Consider the following 16,504-nt stretch of genomic DNA (forward strand, 5'->3'; position numbering starts at 1 on the left):
ATGCCGGATCCTTCCATTTTATCAAAGTCCGGGTAATGTTATAATCAATGCAGTTTGGAAGATATCACAAGATCTTTCATAACTCTGATATCGATATCGGTCGGGAATTCCTTATATTTACGAACCAGCTATTTTATATTTAAAAGCCAACAGGCTCAAAATCAGGAGGAAAATCATGCGAAAAAGAAGCTTTTTATGCGTAGCCCTTACAACAGTCTTTCTGTTTTGTTTGACAGCATGCTCCGGCAGCGTTCAGAACGTGGATACAGCAAAAGTATCAGAATCTGCGCAGCCAGAAACCGCAAAGGATTCCGGGAGCGATGAATATATTGTGCTGAAACTATATACCCATTATGATTCCGGCGATACCAACAAGCGTGTGGAATATTGTACTGAAAAAGTACAAGAAAAATATCCAAATGTCAGTTTTGAAATCGATCCTTACCAGCAGGACGGCGGCCAGTCAATCAAAGCTCGTGCCGCTACCGGTGATCTACCGGACATCCTGTTTTTAAATGATGGCTCCATTCTGCCATTGGCAAAGAGTGGAAGTATCCTGACCCTGGATGACTACATAGAAAAAAATGATTATACCTCTGGACTAAGCCAGTCCGCCATTGATAACTGCCTCTATTCATCGGACGGCCATATCTACCAGTTTCCCGTAAACGGCGTACAGCCGTACCTCTGGTATTACAATAAGGATTTGTTTGATCAATATAATGTGAAAGTCCCTGAAAACTTCGATGAACTGCTGACTGCGATCCAGACGTTCCGTGATAATGATATTATCCCGATGGCTTTGTTTGCGAAAGAGCCCTGGGTTTCCGGCACTTTTTTTGATGCATTTGCCATGAAGGAAGCACCAGGCGGTCTAAAAGCTTTATCTGAGGGAACCGCAAAGGCATCCGATGAAGGTTATAAGAAAGCAATTCACAAGATGAAACAGGCAATTGATGCCGGGATCTTCCAGCAGGGAGTGACCAACGCGGATTTTGATACGGCATTCGCCCTATTCAGCAGCGGAAAAGCCGCCATGTTCCAGAATGGAGGCTGGTGTATCACCGATATCAACAAACAAATGGACGATAATGTGGATTATTTCGATAGCTACCCCACTAATGACGCAGATTACACGGACAACAACGGTTGCTTTGCCGGAGGCGGAAATGCGGAGGGATATGGAGTAGCGGCCAATACAGCAGATCCTGAACTGGCAATGGACGTGGCAGCTCTCTTCGCTAAAGCTCAGGCAGAATATGATTATGTAAAAAATGGACTGGTAAACGCGCCCTTCAATACTGAAAATCTGATTCCGGAAGTGGAACTGCCGGACATGAGTAAAAAAATGGGGAAGCAGCTTTCAGAGATGAAGTTTACCAGCAAAAATGTAGAGATGATTTCTAATCGGGAATTCGGCACAGCCTTTCCAGAAGAGCTGCAAAAATTTATTGTTGGAGAATCGGAAGAAGATTTTATAAAAGCGGTCGACGCATTGGTAGAAAAGGCAGGAGGGCAGTAAGTATTAATCCCTTTGGGGTACTGTGGACGCATTTTCCTTTATCCGGTACGTAATGCTCTTACAGTACCCTGTTATGTCTATAATCCACCAGGAGGTTAACCAGATGAATAAAATGTTAGGCAATAAAAAAGCTATTGCAGCCTTTACGCTGCCGGTGTTATTCGTATTTAGCCTGATTGTATTTTTTCCAATTATCCAGACGATTCAGAAGAGTTTTTATGACTGGGACGGATTGACGAAGCCCATTTTCAGTGGATTTAAAAACTATGCTGAGCTTCTGCGAGACCCACTTTTTTACCAGGCATCCAAAAATGGAGTTCTGTTCGCTATCGTTCTTGTTATATTCCAGATCGGTATCTCCACACTGCTGGCTTTGGCTCTAATGAATCCAGCCATCCCTTTCCGCCGTTTTTTTCGAAATGCTTACTTTATCCCGGCAGTCCTGTCCGTTACCGTTGCCTGTCAACTTTTTAGTTCCATCTATAATCCTGAATTCGGAATGATTAACAAATTATTCGAGACCTTTGGTCTTGATTGGCAACAGGATTGGCTTTCCGATACACGCTGTTCATTGCTTGCTGTGGCTTTTGTAAGTGTTTGGCATGGTATGGGCTATCAGTTTTCTATCATATTCGCAGGGCTGAAATCGGTTCCCGATCAATATCAGGAGGCTGCCATGATCGATGGTGCAAACCGTTTTCAAATCAATACAAAGGTACTTATTCCCCTGATTAAAGATACTTACCGAATATGTCTGATTATGGCTATTACTGGAGGCATTAATGCATATTCATACATGCAGATACTGACCAAGGGAGGTCCAGGTACATCCAGCCATACACTCACCTATATGACCTTTCGCTCAGCATTTACTATCGGTGAGTACGGATATGGCTGTGCGGTTGCAGCTATGCTGATCTTACAATGTCTGACCGCTACATTTCTAATTAACAAATTTATGAGATCCGAGTCTATAACTTACTAATCAGGGGGAAGCATCTGTGAAAAAACTGTTTATATTTCGAAGGAAAAAAAATTATTTTACTATTGTACTTCTCATCTTATTTAGTGTGATATCAATCTACCCACTTTTATATCTGCTCTTTTATTCACTCAAGACAAATGATGAAATATTCTATACGAATCCTTTTGGCATTCCACTTGCCCCCCAATTTGACAATTACCGTCGGGCAGTACAACTATTTGATATCGTAGGTTTTTTTAAAAACAGTATGGTTATCACCCTTTTCTCTGTAATGGCCATTCTCATTTTGGCTCTTCCCTTCTCCTACGCAATATCAAGAATGCACTGGAAACTAAAAAATACTGTTTCTTTTTACCTGTCTCTGGGATTATTTATCCCCATACAGGTTATTATCGTTCCCCTGTCTATACTGGTAAAGAATATGCACATATCCAACACGTATCTGGCACTGATCATACCATATATAGCCTTCAATCTGGCCTTTGCCTGCATGGTCTTAAGCAGTTCTTTTTCCTCATTGCCTCAAGAACTGGAAGAATCTGCTTTTATCGATGGTTCCGGTGTGTTCCGTACATTCCTGGAGATCATGATTCCGTTGGTAAAACCTGCAATCTCTACTGCTATAATCTTTGCCACTATGAGTATCTGGAATGAATATACACTGGCATCTATTCTGGCCACAGATCAGAAACTCAAAACCCTGCCCGTGGGACTTACCTCTTTTGTCGGTGAACACAGTACGGATTGGGGCGCCATGGGGGCCTGTCTGGTTATCGCAAGTATTCCCACGGTAATTCTGTATTTATGTTGCAGCGAACAAGTAGAAAAAGCTTTGACTGTAAGCGGTGCTGTTAAAGGATAAGTGCGCCTAGAAAAAGGATGGATAGCTTAACGGATGGAACACCCGCATGGCAAGGCGTAGCGAGACACCATTCGCGAGTCTTGATGTGACTTCGGCGGATTCCAAAGGCCAATCATGTTTCACTAGGGCTACCCAATCAACTAGGTAGAGCCTGTGGTATCTTGCGAGGTATGATTTTACTAAACGAAGGAGAACTGTAATGAAACAAACATTAACTGTAAATCAAAGAAATTTAGAATGGGCTATACGCCAGGCTGTACAGCCTATGCAGACATTTTTTGATCCTGCAAAGGAAATGCTCCCATTCTTCCACAATCTGATGATTGGTGAAGCAAAGATCGGCAACGGGCATCATGAAAGTTTCAGCATGTCCCATGTACCTGGACGTTGGCTAAACGCACTTCTTCACGCAGAAGATGCTGTCGGCATTCATTTGGAAGAAGATAAAATAGAAATTTTGCAAATGTGGGTTTACCGTTCAGTCAGTGATAAAAGCATCTTTCCTCTTTGTTTATCACTGGATACTATGAACCCAAAACCATACGTGGACCTGCACAATTTGCGTGAAGTCATGCATGCCCTTACCGCACTGTACCGGTTCCGTAACGACTCTAAAGCTTACCGTCTTGCCTGCCGACTCATTAACGGGGTGGACCTCTATTTTGATTTTGAACATTTTTGTTTTCTCACTGAAAAATACAAAACACAGACCGGATTTACGCCAATCTGTTGCGCCAGTACAAAAGGGGAACCTCCTTTGGCTTTTCCGTTGACCTTCGGCCGATATATTGGCCCACTGGTAAAATTCTATGAGGCAACGGGCTATCCGAAGGCCTTAGACCAGGCCATTCGACTCAAGGATGCCTGTTTAAAACATCTCTTTTGCACGAAGACAGGATATCAAAGTACCACATTTGGATGTCATACTCACTCTACCACCTCCATGTTTTCATCGTTGGCTCAACTGGCAAGGGTTACAGGAGACACAGATCTGCTTCTTATAATTCAAGATAACATGATTAACAGCCTCCCTTCAATCTCATCGGATTTTGGATGGTGTGTTGAGAATGACCGGCGTTCGGATCTGATCGGCGAAAGTAACAACACTGCGGATCTGCTGGAAATCTGCCTGATCCTTGGTCAGGCAGGATTTCCAGATTACTACCGACGGTCTGAACGGATTCTTATGAATCACCTGCTGCCCTCCCAACTCATGGATCTCTCCTTTTTAGCCCCGGAAAATAATGAGTGCTGGCGGCAAAGTGGATTATCCAAAGAAGATTACTGTGATCTGGTCACCCGAATAAAAGGAGCCTTTGGCTTTCCGCTTCCATTTGGATACCCAAATGATCATGTAGGTTTTAACTGGGATGTTGTGGGAGGTGTTACCAGCGCCCTTTGTGAGGCCTGGAGACACCGTGTGCTGAAAGAAGATCGACTCACAAGTATCCAGCTCCTATATAATTACCGAGGGGATGATTTTCAACTGGAGGATCCCTATGGGAACGGTGGAATTGCAACGATCATCTATCACAGGCCAGTTAATATCCGCCTTCTGCTTCCCGAGCATATAGACCGGTGTCAGATCCAGGTACGCGGAGCTGATTATTATATGGACAAACATTGGCTTTATATTATAGGAGACACTCTTGAGAAAGTAAACATCCACTTACCGTTCACAGAAACAATCTTGACGGAAAATTTTCACGGCACCAGGCTATCCTACAAAATGCAGGGTGATAAAGTGATCGCTGCACAAACCGGAGGCGCCAAATTAAGCTTTTTCCCTGAAAATAAGTAAATGTAATCTCATTAACCTCTGAATCATAAAATAATTAACCTGATCATCACAATGAGTTTCGATGGTACAATGTAAAAAAATCAGCTTCAACTGTTCAACTCCCCTGCCCTCAATCTAGGCAGGGGTTGTCTGCTGTCTCTTTTTCCTGCATAATTCTCTTATGCACATCCTGCAAAAGATTATCCGCTTGACTTTCTTTTTCTGGCTGCTCCAGTGTTATTCTCAGGCACTTCCACGAAATCAATAAAAGCAAAACTTCACGTCCGACGGGCAAGAGCCTCTGAATCACCAGGCTTTTCAATTCTACTTAGCGGCAGCCAAGAGCATACTATTTAATACACCAACTTCCTTCTGGATTCTGATTTTTCAATCCGAAGAATCTCAAGCGGTATGGTATGTATTTCCTCCCAGGCCTCCTCCTGGTAGCGGATATCTAACGGAAACCCCGCTTCTTCCTCCACCGTCTCCACCGTAATCGCCGGTTTGCCGATATATTCGGAATAATAATGAACCGTGTTGCCGCCGCTTAAACTGGTCAGCATCTCCTCTTCCTTTTTGCCCATGGAATACTTCGATATATGGGACAGCCGTTTCGCGATCCGGCGCTGTCTCTGGTTATACAGCCCCGACATTGCTCCCCGGTAATAATAGATGATCTTCCCCCTGGAATGAAAATCCAGGTAGCCAATCGACGGAGCCGTCTGAAATACGGTCACCAGCAAACGGCTTTCCGCCTCACTGAGCGGCATCTCGTTCGGACGCTGCTGCACGTAATAGCGGGAAGGAAAGTTCCGGTTGATATCCACTCCCCGGGCGTTATATTTCCAATCCTCATGGGGAATATTCATCATCTTTGCCGCCTGCCTGAGAATTGGATTGCGTATCTGTTCAAAACCGCGCAGCGCGATCTCATAGCCATCCGGGTTCAGCAATGGAATAAAACTGATTTCATAACCGTTCAGCAGGTCAAACACGTCGTATTCCCCGATCTTCATCCGTTTTTCATATGCTTCACAGTATTCTTCAATCATCTTAACCATCAGAACCGGGTTAATGGTCTCTCTGCCATGAACCCCGGCAGTGCAGATCAGCGTCTTCTCTCCATTGCCAAGCCGGATCATCGGAATTTTTCGTTCATCATGGCTATGTCCGATCACCTGGATCTGAATCAGCGACCGGTAATTCCTGCCCAGATCATTCAGCCGTTCCATCATTTCTTCATAAGTATAAGTTTTATTCAACTGTACCAAATAAGAACCCTCCCGAACATATCGTTTGTTTTGTAAGGCTTGGCCTTCAAAACATTATATGTGGGAGGATTCCAACTTATGCTTAAATAATTAACCTGTGTTAAAATAAAACCTTATTCCCGGATCTGTCCGTCACCGTATATAATAAACTTCGTGGTGGTCAGCGCCTGTAAGCCCATCGGCCCTCTGGCGTGCAGTTTCTGGGTGCTGATCCCGATCTCCGCTCCGTAACCGAACTCAAATCCGTCGGTAAACCGGGTAGATGCGTTGACATAGACAGCCGCCGCGTCGATCTCATTTAAAAATTTCTGGGCATTGTGGTAATCTCTCGTGATAATCGCCTCGGAATGCTTCGTATTATACTTGTTGATGTGAGCAATCGCCTCATCGATTCCGGCAACGGTCTTCACACTGATGATATAGTCCAGATATTCTGTCCCGTAGTCCTCCTCGGACGCACAGGCCAGACCAGGCTCGGCTTGGCGCGCCCTCTCATCCGCACGTATCTCCACGTTCTTTTCAGACAATTTCTTTTTTAACATCGGCATGAAAGAATCCACCACAGCCTCATGCACCACCAGAGATTCACATGCATTGCAGACACCGATCCGCTGGGTTTTCGCATTGTTAATGATATTTACCGCCATCTCAAGATCGGCAGATTCATCCACATAGATATGACAGTTTCCCGTACCGGTCTGGATCACGGGAATCGTGCTCTGCTCCACGACAGTCCGGATCAGCCCCGCGCCGCCTCTGGGGATCAGCACATCCACATACTGATTCAGTTTCATAAAGGCTGCCGCTGTCTCCCTGCTGGTGTCCCCGATCAGCTGGATCGCATCCCCCGGCACGCCTTTGTCCTCCAACGCCTCCCGGATGCAGGCAACGATGGCCGTATTGGAATGGATCGCGTCGCTACCTCCCCTCAAAATCACCACATTTCCGGTCTTAAAGCACAGACCGAACGCATCGGCGGTCACATTGGGTCTGGATTCGTAGATAATGCCGATTACCCCCAGCGGAACCCGTTTCTGCCCGATTAACAGCCCGTTGGGCCGCTGTTTCATGGAAATCACTTCTCCGATGGGGTCCTCCAGGTTCACCAGCTGCAAAAGGCCCTCCGCCATTCCCGCGATCCGGTCTTTTGTAAGCTGCAGACGATCCACAAGCCCGGCCTTCATGCCGGCCGCTTTTGCCTGTTCCACATCCGCTTCATTGGCCTCCAAAATCTTCTGCTGCTGCGCGGTCAATGCCGCCGCCACCGCCTGAAGCACCTGGTTTTTCTGATCGATCGACAGGGTGCGTAAGACCGGTTCCGCGGCTCTGGCCCTTTGCCCGATTTCCTTTAAACTCATATGGATTCCTCCTTTTTCTACATGAATGAACTGCCGCAATGTATCGACCTGGCTTCGGTGATCAGCCAATCCGGCTTCTTATCATAAGGTCCCGCCGGTATCTGTGGGACGATCTGACATTCAAAGCCGACCGCCGCCGTCAAAAGCCCGGGATGTAACGCCAGATAACGGTCATATAATCCCTTCCCATACCCGATCCGGCTGCCATAGGGATCAAAAGCCACCCCGGGCATAACCATAAACACATTTTCCACCGGAAATGCCGTATTTCCTGTCAAAGCCGCATTTTCTGCCGAAGCCCCTTTTTCTTCCGAAGCCCTATTCTCCGTCAGTACAGCCGTGCCTTCCACCGGCTCCAGGATACCCTGAAAGCCCGGCTTCAGTTCCCGGAAATCCCGTATCTCATAAAACTCCATGCGTCCATCCCCCAGAACCTTGGGCGCCGCCGTGGATTTTCCCTTCCGCCACGCATCCCGGAACAGGGGCGCCATATCCACTTCCCTGCCAAAGTTTACGTACAGCAGCAGACAGTCCGCCTGCTTATAAGGTTCTAATTCCATCACCGACTTGCAGATGCGGTCGCTGAACCGGCGCCAATCCTCCGCCGGCATCTGTTCCCTTCTCTTTAAGACCGCATGTCTAATTTCCTTTTTTTCTGCCATACTTCTCACCCAGATTCGTGATCGAGCCGTCCTTTTCCTGGATCGAAATATTATTCAGCTGCCCCCGCAGGTTACCGCGGACCGCTTCCAGATATTCCTGGCGAAGCGCCGCCTGCTCCTTTAACTCCTTCTGGGTAAGCCCTTCCGCCTTTGACTTTCGGTAAAGCTCGTTAATTCTGGTTATCTTTGCCTCATCCATATTATCATCACCTAGTAACCGGCCTCCACATAGTCCGCGATCGTAAATTCCTCTTTTCTGTGGGCTACGAACAACGTGCCGAATTGCTTTCCTTCCATAATTCTATGTATTACGTGGACATCCTTGCCGTTGGCAATCACCATATCCGCTCCGGACTCCGTCGCGATCCTGGCCGCGGTCAGCTTGGTGGCCATACCGCCGGTTCCCACATTCGTGCCGGTGGACGCCTTGCCCATCTGCATCAGCCGTTCATCCATATGATCCACCAGATCGATAAAGGTAGCCTTGCTGGTCTTATGGGGATCGTCCGTAAAGAGGCCGTCGATATCGGAAAGCAGGATTAAGAGATCCGCCTCCACCAGAGCAGCCACGATGGCTGAAAGCGTATCGTTATCGCCAAACTGCATCTCATAGGTAGAAACCGTGTCATTTTCATTGACGATCGGTATCACGCCCATGCTCAGCAATTCCTGGAACGTATTGTGGGCGTTCACCCGGGTAGCTTCCTCCAGCATCGTATTCTTTGTCATCAGGATCTGCGCGGCGATCTGATTATACTCGCCGAACAGCTTTTGATAAGTCATCATCAGCCGGCACTGCCCGATAGCCGCGCAGGCCTGCTTCTGTGCGATCCGGTCCGGCCGCTCCTTTAAGCCCGCCGCTTTCTTTCCCACCGCGATGGCTCCGGAAGAGACCAGTATAATATCCTTGCCCTGATTTCTAAGATCCACCAGTTCCCGGATCAGTTTTTCCAGTTTGATCAGATTCAGATTGCCGGTCGTGGGATGGGTTAAGGAAGAAGTCCCTATTTTAATTACGATCCGTTGTCTGTCCTTTAATTGTTCTCTGTAGTTCACCGTTATATCCCTCATATCTTTTTAGTCACTGCTGACTTTTTCTGTATTTTTCATCATAACCTTAAAAACCCGATCCTGCAAGCCCTGAGAAGATTTTTTTAACAGATGCTTAACTCCCGGAGCATTCCGATCTACGGTTATCTGCGTCCCCTATTATCCTTTTCTATAGAACCCGCTCTCAGGCGTCACCGGCATGTCCTCCTGCCAGATCCGCTCGGGCTGGATCCAGGTGGTGCCCCGGCTGACTGCCAGCAGGAATTTCTCGATATCTTCCGGCTCTCCCTGGATTTCCAGTTCCACCATTCCGTTGTCCAGGTTTTGTACATAGCCGCTCAGGTGAAAGGCGGCGGCCTGCCGCTGGGCGAAGAAACGAAACCCCACTCCCTGTACCCTTCCCATCACATATAGATGCTTTCGTATCATCGGCACGCGCCTCCTTTTTTCTTGCCGTATACTTATGATTCTTCCGGTCGCCGGTCTAACTCCAGGTAATCCCGGTCTTTTAAGGCCGCCATGTTGATGCAGAATCCTATGATTCCCGTGATCAGGAAGATAAGCGCGATACCGGAACCTTTCCCGCTGCCCACCAAAAGCGCCGTCAGAGATTGCATCGGGGAAGCAACCGCCATCCACGGTTCGAATATATAATCCGCCAGAATTCCCCCCAGCAGATAGCCTGCCGGTATCGTGAAAAACTGGAAGGTCGCCTGTGTGGAAAATATCCGGCCCTGCATGTCCACCGGTATCTGTTCCCGCATTACGCTTGACATGCCGGCGTTCAGCAAGGGCAGCGGGAAATTTCCCAAAAAGGCCGCAAACGCCCATATGGTTTGGGTTCTGCCGACCGCCCACAGCACGTCGCACGCAAAGAAGGAAAGTCCGCAGGACAAAAAGATCGTTTTTCTCCTGCTGCCCCGCAGCTTTGCAAAGGTAGCCAGAAGACCGCCGCACAGTGTACCGAAACCAAGGCAGGCCGATACGGTCCCCAGGATTTTGGTATTGTTCGAGGTTCTGGATAGGATTAAGGCCGGCATCAGGGCATTTCCTCCCATGGAAGCCAGCAGATTGACCAGGGCGAAGAACAGAATCATTTTCCAGATCCCCCGGCGCTGCCTTAAATAACGGATGCCCTCCATACTGTTCTGCCAGAATCCCTCTTTCTCTGCTTTTGCCGCCGTGCGGATCTCCGGTATGGGGATCAGGAAGGCCAGTGTTAAAAATGCCGCGGCAAATGAAATCAGATCCACCGCCAGAACCGCCCGAAGCCCGCCAAAGGCCATCACTGCCGTTGCCAAAGCCGGCTGCAGGATGGAGACGCAGGATGCGGACAGCGCCTGCATGCCGCTTACATTGGAATAGTATTTTTTCGGTGTCAGCAGTGTCACCGCTACCATGGAAGCCGGCTGCTGAAACGCATTCATGCATCCGATCAGCAGATTGATCAGATACAGATGCCACAGCTGCAGGCTGCCGGTACACAGCAGCAGGAGAATCGTGCCGCTTCCCGCGGCCGCTATGGTGTCGCAGACCAGCATGATGTTTTTTTTCTTCCATCTGTCCGCCAGCGTGCCCGCGGCGAAGCTGATCAGCACGTAGGGCAGATACGAAAAGAACGCCATGGAAGCCGTGCTCATAGCGGTTCCTTTCTGCTGGTAAGCCCACAGTACCAGCGCATAGCTGGTCATGGCGCTGCCCAGCTCCGAGATGCTCTGACTGATCCATAATATAATAAAGTTGGTTAATCCTGTTTCCTGTTTATTTGATTTTTGTCCTTTCATGGCTATTGCTCCTTAATTTTTTATAGTAACTTCATTAAGAATGCAAAGCCTGCCCGGACGTTATTTATATCGCTCCATGCAATATTGCCCGGTTAAGCCCTGCATGGAGCTTTTACAATTACCAGTTTCATCTTTTCTTTTCCCTCCTGTTTCGCATTTTTTCTGCGTTATTCCCATTATTGCGTTATTCCCATTATAGTATATAAATCAGGAACTTGCGGCTCCTTCCAGCAGCAGGATGCTTCTGGGTTCCAATAAAACGGACTGCCCGGCCACAACTGTCCTGAACGATGGTTTTTCTATAAAGTCCTCACCCGGACCCTTTGCCGTATCCGCAACCACTCTAAAGGACAGACCGTCCGGCAGCTGCGGAAGTTTTACTTCATGCGCTTCCCAGTGCATATTCATTCCCAGATACAGGATGTCATCCTTCCTATCCTGCTCATCCCGTCCGGCGAACAGGACGCCGAGCACCCGCTCCTCTTCGGAATTATTCAGATCCCAGGGGGAAGTCCCGTGAAAGCTGGTCGGCGGGAAGCCGCAGGCAGCCGGCCCGCTCTGATCTCTGAGGATCGGATGCGCCTTGCGAAAAGCGATCATATTCGAGAAATACCGGTAGATGTCCGTATGTTTCTCAAGATCTGTCCAGTCCAGCCAGGATATGGCATTGTCCTGACAGTAGGCGTTATTATTGCCCTGCTGGCTGTTGCCAAATTCATCTCCGGAGAGAAGCATCGGCGTTCCCATGCTGCACAGTAAAACCGTGGCCGCATTTTTGATGAGCTTTCTTCGAAGCGCCAGCACCGCGCTGTCATCGGTATCCCCCTCTACCCCGCAGTTCCAGCTGTTGCCGTTGTTATCCCCGTCCGTATTGTTCCAGCCGTTGGCCTCGTTGTGCTTCTGATTATAAGAATACAGATCCGCCAGCGTAAATCCATCGTGGCAGGTCAAAAAGTTCACGGATGCGTCATCGCCTCGGTAAACCGGATCGTACAGATCCGGGGAACCGATGATCCGCTGGGCCACCGCGTCCCGAAGCCCTGCGTCGCCCTTCAGGAACCGCCGCAGGTCATCCCTGTATTTTCCGTTCCATTCCGACCACCGGCCCCAGGAAGGGAAGCTGCCCACCTGATAGAGCCCGCCTGCATCCCACGCCTCCGCGATCAGCTTGACGCTCCCTAAGATCGGATCATAGGCCAGCCGCTCCAGAAGCGGCGGCTTGCTCATGGGGGAACCGTCCTCATTTCTGCCAAGGATAGACGCCAGGTCAAAGCGGAAGCCGTCGATCCGGTAAGCGGTCACCCAGTAGCGCAGGCATTGGATGATCAGGTCGTTCACGATCGGATTATTGCAGTTCAGGGTATTGCCGCAGCCGCTGAAATTATAATAATACCCTTCGGGGGTCAGAAGATAATAAATATTGTTATCCAGCCCCTTGAACGAGATATAAGGGCCGTTTTCATTGCCCTCCGCCGTATGGTTAAATACCACGTCCAGGATCACTTCTATTCCATTCTCGTGCAGCTCCCGGATCAGGGTTTTGAGCTCATCGTCCACGCCGTTATAATTCTTCGCGCAGGCATAGCTGGAGTTGGGAGCGAAATAACAGACCGTGTTATATCCCCAGTAATCCAGCAGCCTTTCTCCATTTACCATACGGTCGTCCCGGCATTCGTCAAACTCAAAGATCGGCATCAGCTCCACCGCGTTGATCCCCAGCTCCTTGAAATATCCGATCTTCTCCCGGATTCCTTCAAATGTGCCGGGATTTTTTACTCCCGACGACGGATGTTTCGTAAAACCGCGGACATGAAGCTCATAGATGACCAAATCTTTAAAATCCAGATTGGGCTGGTCATTTTCCCCCCAGTCAAAAGAATTGTGGACAATTTTCCCGCGGAAAGCCTTCCGCTGATCGTAAGGCTCCCACCTGCCCCAGATATGCTGTCCCGCCACCAGTCTGGCGTAAGGGTCCAGAATCAGCTTGGTTTTATCAAAAAGCAGCCCCTTTTCCGGCTGATACGGACCGTCCAGACGGTAGGCGTATTCCGTCTGATCCGGATCGATGCCGTAGACGATCATGGAATACACATTCCCGATCCGGAAGCATTCCGGATACGGGATAACCGCATAGGGTTCCTCTTCCTCCGGGTGAAACAAAACCAGCTCGCAGGAGACCGCCCCGCGGGAATGGATCGTAAAGCAGACGCCTCCTAAAGTAACGGTTGCTCCGTTGGTCAGATACATGCCCGGCCGCACCCGGTATCCGTTCACCATAATGGCGGATGTGTCCTCCGCCTGGCTCCGGCTCTTATTCATCAGTTCCTCCGCACACTCCATACGCTATACCTGCCTTTCTGCCTGGTATTCCCGGACCTTCCTCCAGGTGAAATCAGATCTTATGTCCAGGCCCGGCCATCATGGCCAGAAACTCCGCAACCGATCCTTTTTTTCTTCTGCAGGCCTTACCGTCCAGGTAAAGCTGCCGAATCTGCACATTTCCTATTGTATGACGGTCCAGCTCCAGAAGATTCTGGTCTGATACCAGAAAATTAGCTCTTTTCCCAACCTCCAGCGTCCCAAGATCCCGCTCTTCCCCCAGCATGGCCGCCGGGTTCTTCGTATAGGTGCAAAGCGCCTGATACATGGTTAAGGATTCCTCCGGCCGGTAAAAATCGATCATTCCCAGCATCTGATCAAAAGGATTGATCTCCTGCACCGGCGAATCGCTGGAGCCGCATACGCATACGCCGTGCTCCATCAGCGTGCGAAGCGGCACCTGCTGTTCAATCAACGCATCCGGCAGGAATTGTTCATAACTTTTTAGATAGTGCCGGTCAATCCAGGAAAATCCGGGCTGCACGGTCACCGCCAGATTATTTTCGGCGCAGATTCTCTTCACCGCCTCCGGCGTGGGGAATTCAAAATGATCGATGCGGTGCATCCGCCGCGGCTGAAACCCCGCATATCCATCCAGCACCCGGTCGATAGCCGCCTCCCCGATGGCATGGCTGCTGATCTGGTATCCTGCCTCATCCGCTTTTCGCAGCATATCATCCACCTGTTCCTGTGTATAATAACATGCTCCCTTGGTTCCTGTATCCCGGTAGGGCGAATAAAACGCCGCGCTGTGGGAACCCACGGACCCGTCCATTTCCCATACGCCGCAGCCGCCGACCCGGGGCGTGCTCTGGTATCTGCGGTATTGCTCCGCCTGGGTAAGATCCGTGAACTGCAGATACAGCCTCACGTCTATATCCATATGAGAGGCGATCTTAGCCAGCATCCTGGTCAGCTTATCCTCCGGCACATCCCCGCTGCCGTCCAGCGCGCATACGCCGCCGATCCCGTATTGGATGCAGAGATTGGTAAAGTTCGCCACCCCTCTGGCCAGCACCTTCGGCGTCACCGCTTTGCCGATCGACTCCATTACTTTTCCCTGGATAAATTCATGATCCTTACCGGTCAGTATCCCGTCGCACCCTTCCTGATAGATTCCCAGCTCTTTCATAAGCGCGGTGGACATACTGCTGCTGTGGCCGTCGATATTATAAAGTACGATCTTCCTGCCCTCCGTCCACTGATCCAGCTCCTGCCGGTTCGGCATCCTCCCCTCCCGTATTCCCGAGACAATATACTGATTCGCCACGATAATCCCTTTGCTCCGGTTGGTTTTGCACACTTCCTCTATCTTTTGGCGGACCCCGTCCAGAGTATCCGGTACGACCCTGCCGTCCCGGATCTCACAGATCACACAGCTGCCGGCCTGGAGCACCATCGTGTACAGCAGGTGCAGATGGCTGTCGATCAGCGCCGGGAACACATGCCTTTCCTCCAGGGAACATTCGTGGAAATACCCTCCCGGCCGGGTATCGCCCAGATAGCTGATCCTGCCGTCTGTCACTCCCATATAGCGGTAACACTCGTCCTCCGTATCCATCGTGTGAAAATATCCGTCTTTAAACAGGCAATGCTGCATCATAATCGTATTCATACGCTCACCACATTTCCGACCGCCATAAGAATATAGGCGATCATAATCAAAATCTGCATCCCGGTCGTGCCGAACCGTCCCAGCATGGACTCCCCTTCTTCCCCGGACGCCTTCCGGTAAGCCGGAACCACCAGGATTGCCACCAAAATAGCGATCAGGCCGCCGGCCAGCCGCATGAATTCCATAAAACCGGCGATGGGCAAGAAGGTTAACAATAGCGAGGGAACCGTCGCTGCCACCCAGCAGGCTTTTCTCCCCCACTTCATCTGTTCCTGCACGATATCTCCCAGCGCCAGGGAGATCGACCAGTAGGTCGTCAGCATGGCCAGAACCATGAAGACCGATCCAACCACCTGGGCCCAGGCCCCGATGCCTTTGCTCCAGCCGATCATAGCCATCTTAGTCACTTCCCCGGAGGAAATCAGGGAACACAGGGTAATTACGATGATCAGCACCAGATTATTCATCAGGCCGAGAAATACGGCTTTCCTGATTTTCTTCGTATCTCTGTTCAGTCCGGTTACCGCCTGGGGTATGGAAAAGAACGCGGAAAAGGCAAACATAGCCATCCCGAAATATGCCAGTCCCTGATTCCAGGTGCCGGGCGTCATCGGCAAGCCCCGCTGCGGCCGCAGCAGGGACGCTGCAGCCAGGATTCCGATCATCACAAAGATCACTGCCACCGCGGCTTTCTCGCTGACGCCTACCGCTTTTAGCCCGAACAGCACCACCACAGCCGCCGCCGCGTAGAAACACAGCCGGGATGCAGCCATCGGAATTCCTAACGCCGAATGGATGATCTCCGCCGCTCCCGCTATGTAGACCGCCAGATTTGTAAATAAAACCAGGGCCATGATTACAAAGAAGGCTATGGTCAGCGCCTTCTGGAACCGTCCCTGAAAAAGGAATCGGGAAAACACCTGGATTAACTGGGGGTTATCCCCGCTTTTGACCGCCATCTCCGCGATCATCATATGCAGGATATAGCTGGCCGCAAATGCAACGGCCAGGATCAGCAGGCTTATGGGTATCCCGTTTTTAGCCGCCAGGTAAGGCATCGCCATGACTCCGCCGCCGATTCCGTAGCCGGTGATAATGCAGGCGCTTTCCCAGGTAGTAAGCTGTTTTTTCATTATATTAGTTTCCTCCAGTGGCGCAGTTGCTGCGCTTTTATTCCATATTATAACGGTTCTCGCCCGGACAGTAAAGCCGCAATCTTTGGAAGGGGAGAATACG

Annotated in this window: 14 protein-coding genes; 4 read left to right on the plus strand and 10 right to left on the minus strand. The window is 49.7% G+C overall.

Features of this window, described 5'->3' with window-relative positions; all coding sequences use genetic code 11:
* The first annotated feature begins 175 nt into the window (after window positions 1-175).
* From KTH89_RS01170 to KTH89_RS01185, 4 genes are all read left to right on the plus strand, one after another.
* Entirely contained in the window at window positions 176-1,522 is a 1,347-nt protein-coding gene (locus tag KTH89_RS01170; protein ID WP_238720307.1) for an ABC transporter substrate-binding protein, read from the plus strand.
* A gap of 103 nt (window positions 1,523-1,625) precedes the next feature.
* Window positions 1,626-2,507 (plus strand): carbohydrate ABC transporter permease, encoded by an 882-nt coding sequence (locus KTH89_RS01175; RefSeq protein WP_238720308.1) that lies wholly within the window; start codon window positions 1,626-1,628, stop codon window positions 2,505-2,507.
* 16 nt (window positions 2,508-2,523) lie between these two features.
* The gene (locus tag KTH89_RS01180) at window positions 2,524-3,369 is read left to right on the plus strand and encodes a carbohydrate ABC transporter permease (protein WP_238720309.1); all 846 of its coding nucleotides are present in this window, start codon (window positions 2,524-2,526) and stop codon (window positions 3,367-3,369) included.
* A 199-nt stretch (window positions 3,370-3,568) separates the two neighbouring features.
* Window positions 3,569-5,170: a hypothetical protein gene (locus KTH89_RS01185; RefSeq protein ID WP_238720310.1), complete on the plus strand. Its 1,602-nt coding sequence runs from the start codon at window positions 3,569-3,571 to the stop codon at window positions 5,168-5,170.
* Between the two features lie 332 nt (window positions 5,171-5,502).
* Here the strand turns inward: KTH89_RS01185 and KTH89_RS01190 are convergent, their stop codons facing one another.
* From KTH89_RS01190 to KTH89_RS01235, 10 genes are all read right to left on the minus strand, one after another.
* Entirely contained in the window at window positions 5,503-6,420 is a 918-nt protein-coding gene (locus KTH89_RS01190; RefSeq protein ID WP_238720311.1) for a M14 family zinc carboxypeptidase, read from the minus strand.
* 113 nt (window positions 6,421-6,533) lie between these two features.
* Window positions 6,534-7,778, minus strand: a complete 1,245-nt coding sequence (locus KTH89_RS01195) for a glutamate-5-semialdehyde dehydrogenase (protein WP_158346726.1) — start codon at window positions 7,776-7,778, stop codon at window positions 6,534-6,536.
* Window positions 7,779-7,795: 17 nt separating this feature from the next.
* On the minus strand, window positions 7,796-8,440 hold the full coding sequence (locus tag KTH89_RS01200) for a 5-formyltetrahydrofolate cyclo-ligase (RefSeq protein ID WP_238720312.1): 645 nt from the start codon (window positions 8,438-8,440) through the stop codon (window positions 7,796-7,798).
* Window positions 8,418-8,639 carry a DUF896 domain-containing protein gene (locus KTH89_RS01205; protein WP_158346730.1) on the minus strand — a complete coding sequence of 74 codons (222 nt, stop codon included), beginning with the start codon at window positions 8,637-8,639 and terminating at the stop codon, window positions 8,418-8,420. The genes KTH89_RS01200 and KTH89_RS01205 overlap by 23 nt, the downstream gene beginning before the upstream one ends.
* A gap of 11 nt (window positions 8,640-8,650) precedes the next feature.
* Window positions 8,651-9,496, minus strand: coding sequence for a glutamate 5-kinase (gene proB, locus KTH89_RS01210; RefSeq protein ID WP_158346813.1), 846 nt, complete (start codon window positions 9,494-9,496; stop codon window positions 8,651-8,653).
* 153 nt (window positions 9,497-9,649) lie between these two features.
* Window positions 9,650-9,919 (minus strand): acylphosphatase, encoded by a 270-nt coding sequence (locus tag KTH89_RS01215; protein WP_158346732.1) that lies wholly within the window; start codon window positions 9,917-9,919, stop codon window positions 9,650-9,652.
* 32 nt (window positions 9,920-9,951) lie between these two features.
* Entirely contained in the window at window positions 9,952-11,274 is a 1,323-nt protein-coding gene (locus tag KTH89_RS01220) for an MFS transporter (RefSeq protein ID WP_238720313.1), read from the minus strand.
* 207 nt (window positions 11,275-11,481) lie between these two features.
* The gene (glgX, locus tag KTH89_RS01225; protein WP_238720314.1) at window positions 11,482-13,593 is read right to left on the minus strand and encodes a glycogen debranching protein GlgX; all 2,112 of its coding nucleotides are present in this window, start codon (window positions 13,591-13,593) and stop codon (window positions 11,482-11,484) included.
* Between the two features lie 73 nt (window positions 13,594-13,666).
* Window positions 13,667-15,268 (minus strand): amidohydrolase, encoded by a 1,602-nt coding sequence (locus KTH89_RS01230; protein WP_238720315.1) that lies wholly within the window; start codon window positions 15,266-15,268, stop codon window positions 13,667-13,669.
* A complete protein-coding gene (locus KTH89_RS01235) occupies window positions 15,265-16,401 on the minus strand; it encodes an aromatic amino acid transport family protein (protein ID WP_238720316.1) in 1,137 nt (378 codons plus the stop codon). The genes KTH89_RS01230 and KTH89_RS01235 overlap by 4 nt, the downstream gene beginning before the upstream one ends.
* Window positions 16,402-16,504: the final 103 nt, after the last annotated feature.

This window comes from Diplocloster agilis (genome assembly GCF_019042275.1).
GTDB lineage: Bacteria > Bacillota > Clostridia > Lachnospirales > Lachnospiraceae > Diplocloster > Diplocloster agilis.

What these genes read in the sequence shown, in the direction of transcription:
- KTH89_RS01220 (WP_238720313.1), bottom strand. Translation starts at nt 11,274, where the DNA reads ATGAAAGGACAAAAATCAAATAAACAGGAAACAGGATTAACCAACTTT.
- KTH89_RS01185 (WP_238720310.1), top strand. Translation starts at nt 3,569, where the DNA reads ATGAAACAAACATTAACTGTAAATCAAAGAAATTTAGAATGGGCTATA.
- KTH89_RS01215 (WP_158346732.1), bottom strand. Translation starts at nt 9,919, where the DNA reads ATGATACGAAAGCATCTATATGTGATGGGAAGGGTACAGGGAGTGGGG.
- KTH89_RS01235 (WP_238720316.1), bottom strand. Translation starts at nt 16,401, where the DNA reads ATGAAAAAACAGCTTACTACCTGGGAAAGCGCCTGCATTATCACCGGC.
- glgX (WP_238720314.1), bottom strand. Translation starts at nt 13,593, where the DNA reads ATGAATAAGAGCCGGAGCCAGGCGGAGGACACATCCGCCATTATGGTG.
- KTH89_RS01175 (WP_238720308.1), top strand. Translation starts at nt 1,626, where the DNA reads ATGAATAAAATGTTAGGCAATAAAAAAGCTATTGCAGCCTTTACGCTG.
- KTH89_RS01230 (WP_238720315.1), bottom strand. Translation starts at nt 15,268, where the DNA reads ATGAATACGATTATGATGCAGCATTGCCTGTTTAAAGACGGATATTTT.
- KTH89_RS01170 (WP_238720307.1), top strand. Translation starts at nt 176, where the DNA reads ATGCGAAAAAGAAGCTTTTTATGCGTAGCCCTTACAACAGTCTTTCTG.
- KTH89_RS01200 (WP_238720312.1), bottom strand. Translation starts at nt 8,440, where the DNA reads ATGGCAGAAAAAAAGGAAATTAGACATGCGGTCTTAAAGAGAAGGGAA.
- KTH89_RS01195 (WP_158346726.1), bottom strand. Translation starts at nt 7,778, where the DNA reads ATGAGTTTAAAGGAAATCGGGCAAAGGGCCAGAGCCGCGGAACCGGTC.
- KTH89_RS01205 (WP_158346730.1), bottom strand. Translation starts at nt 8,639, where the DNA reads ATGGATGAGGCAAAGATAACCAGAATTAACGAGCTTTACCGAAAGTCA.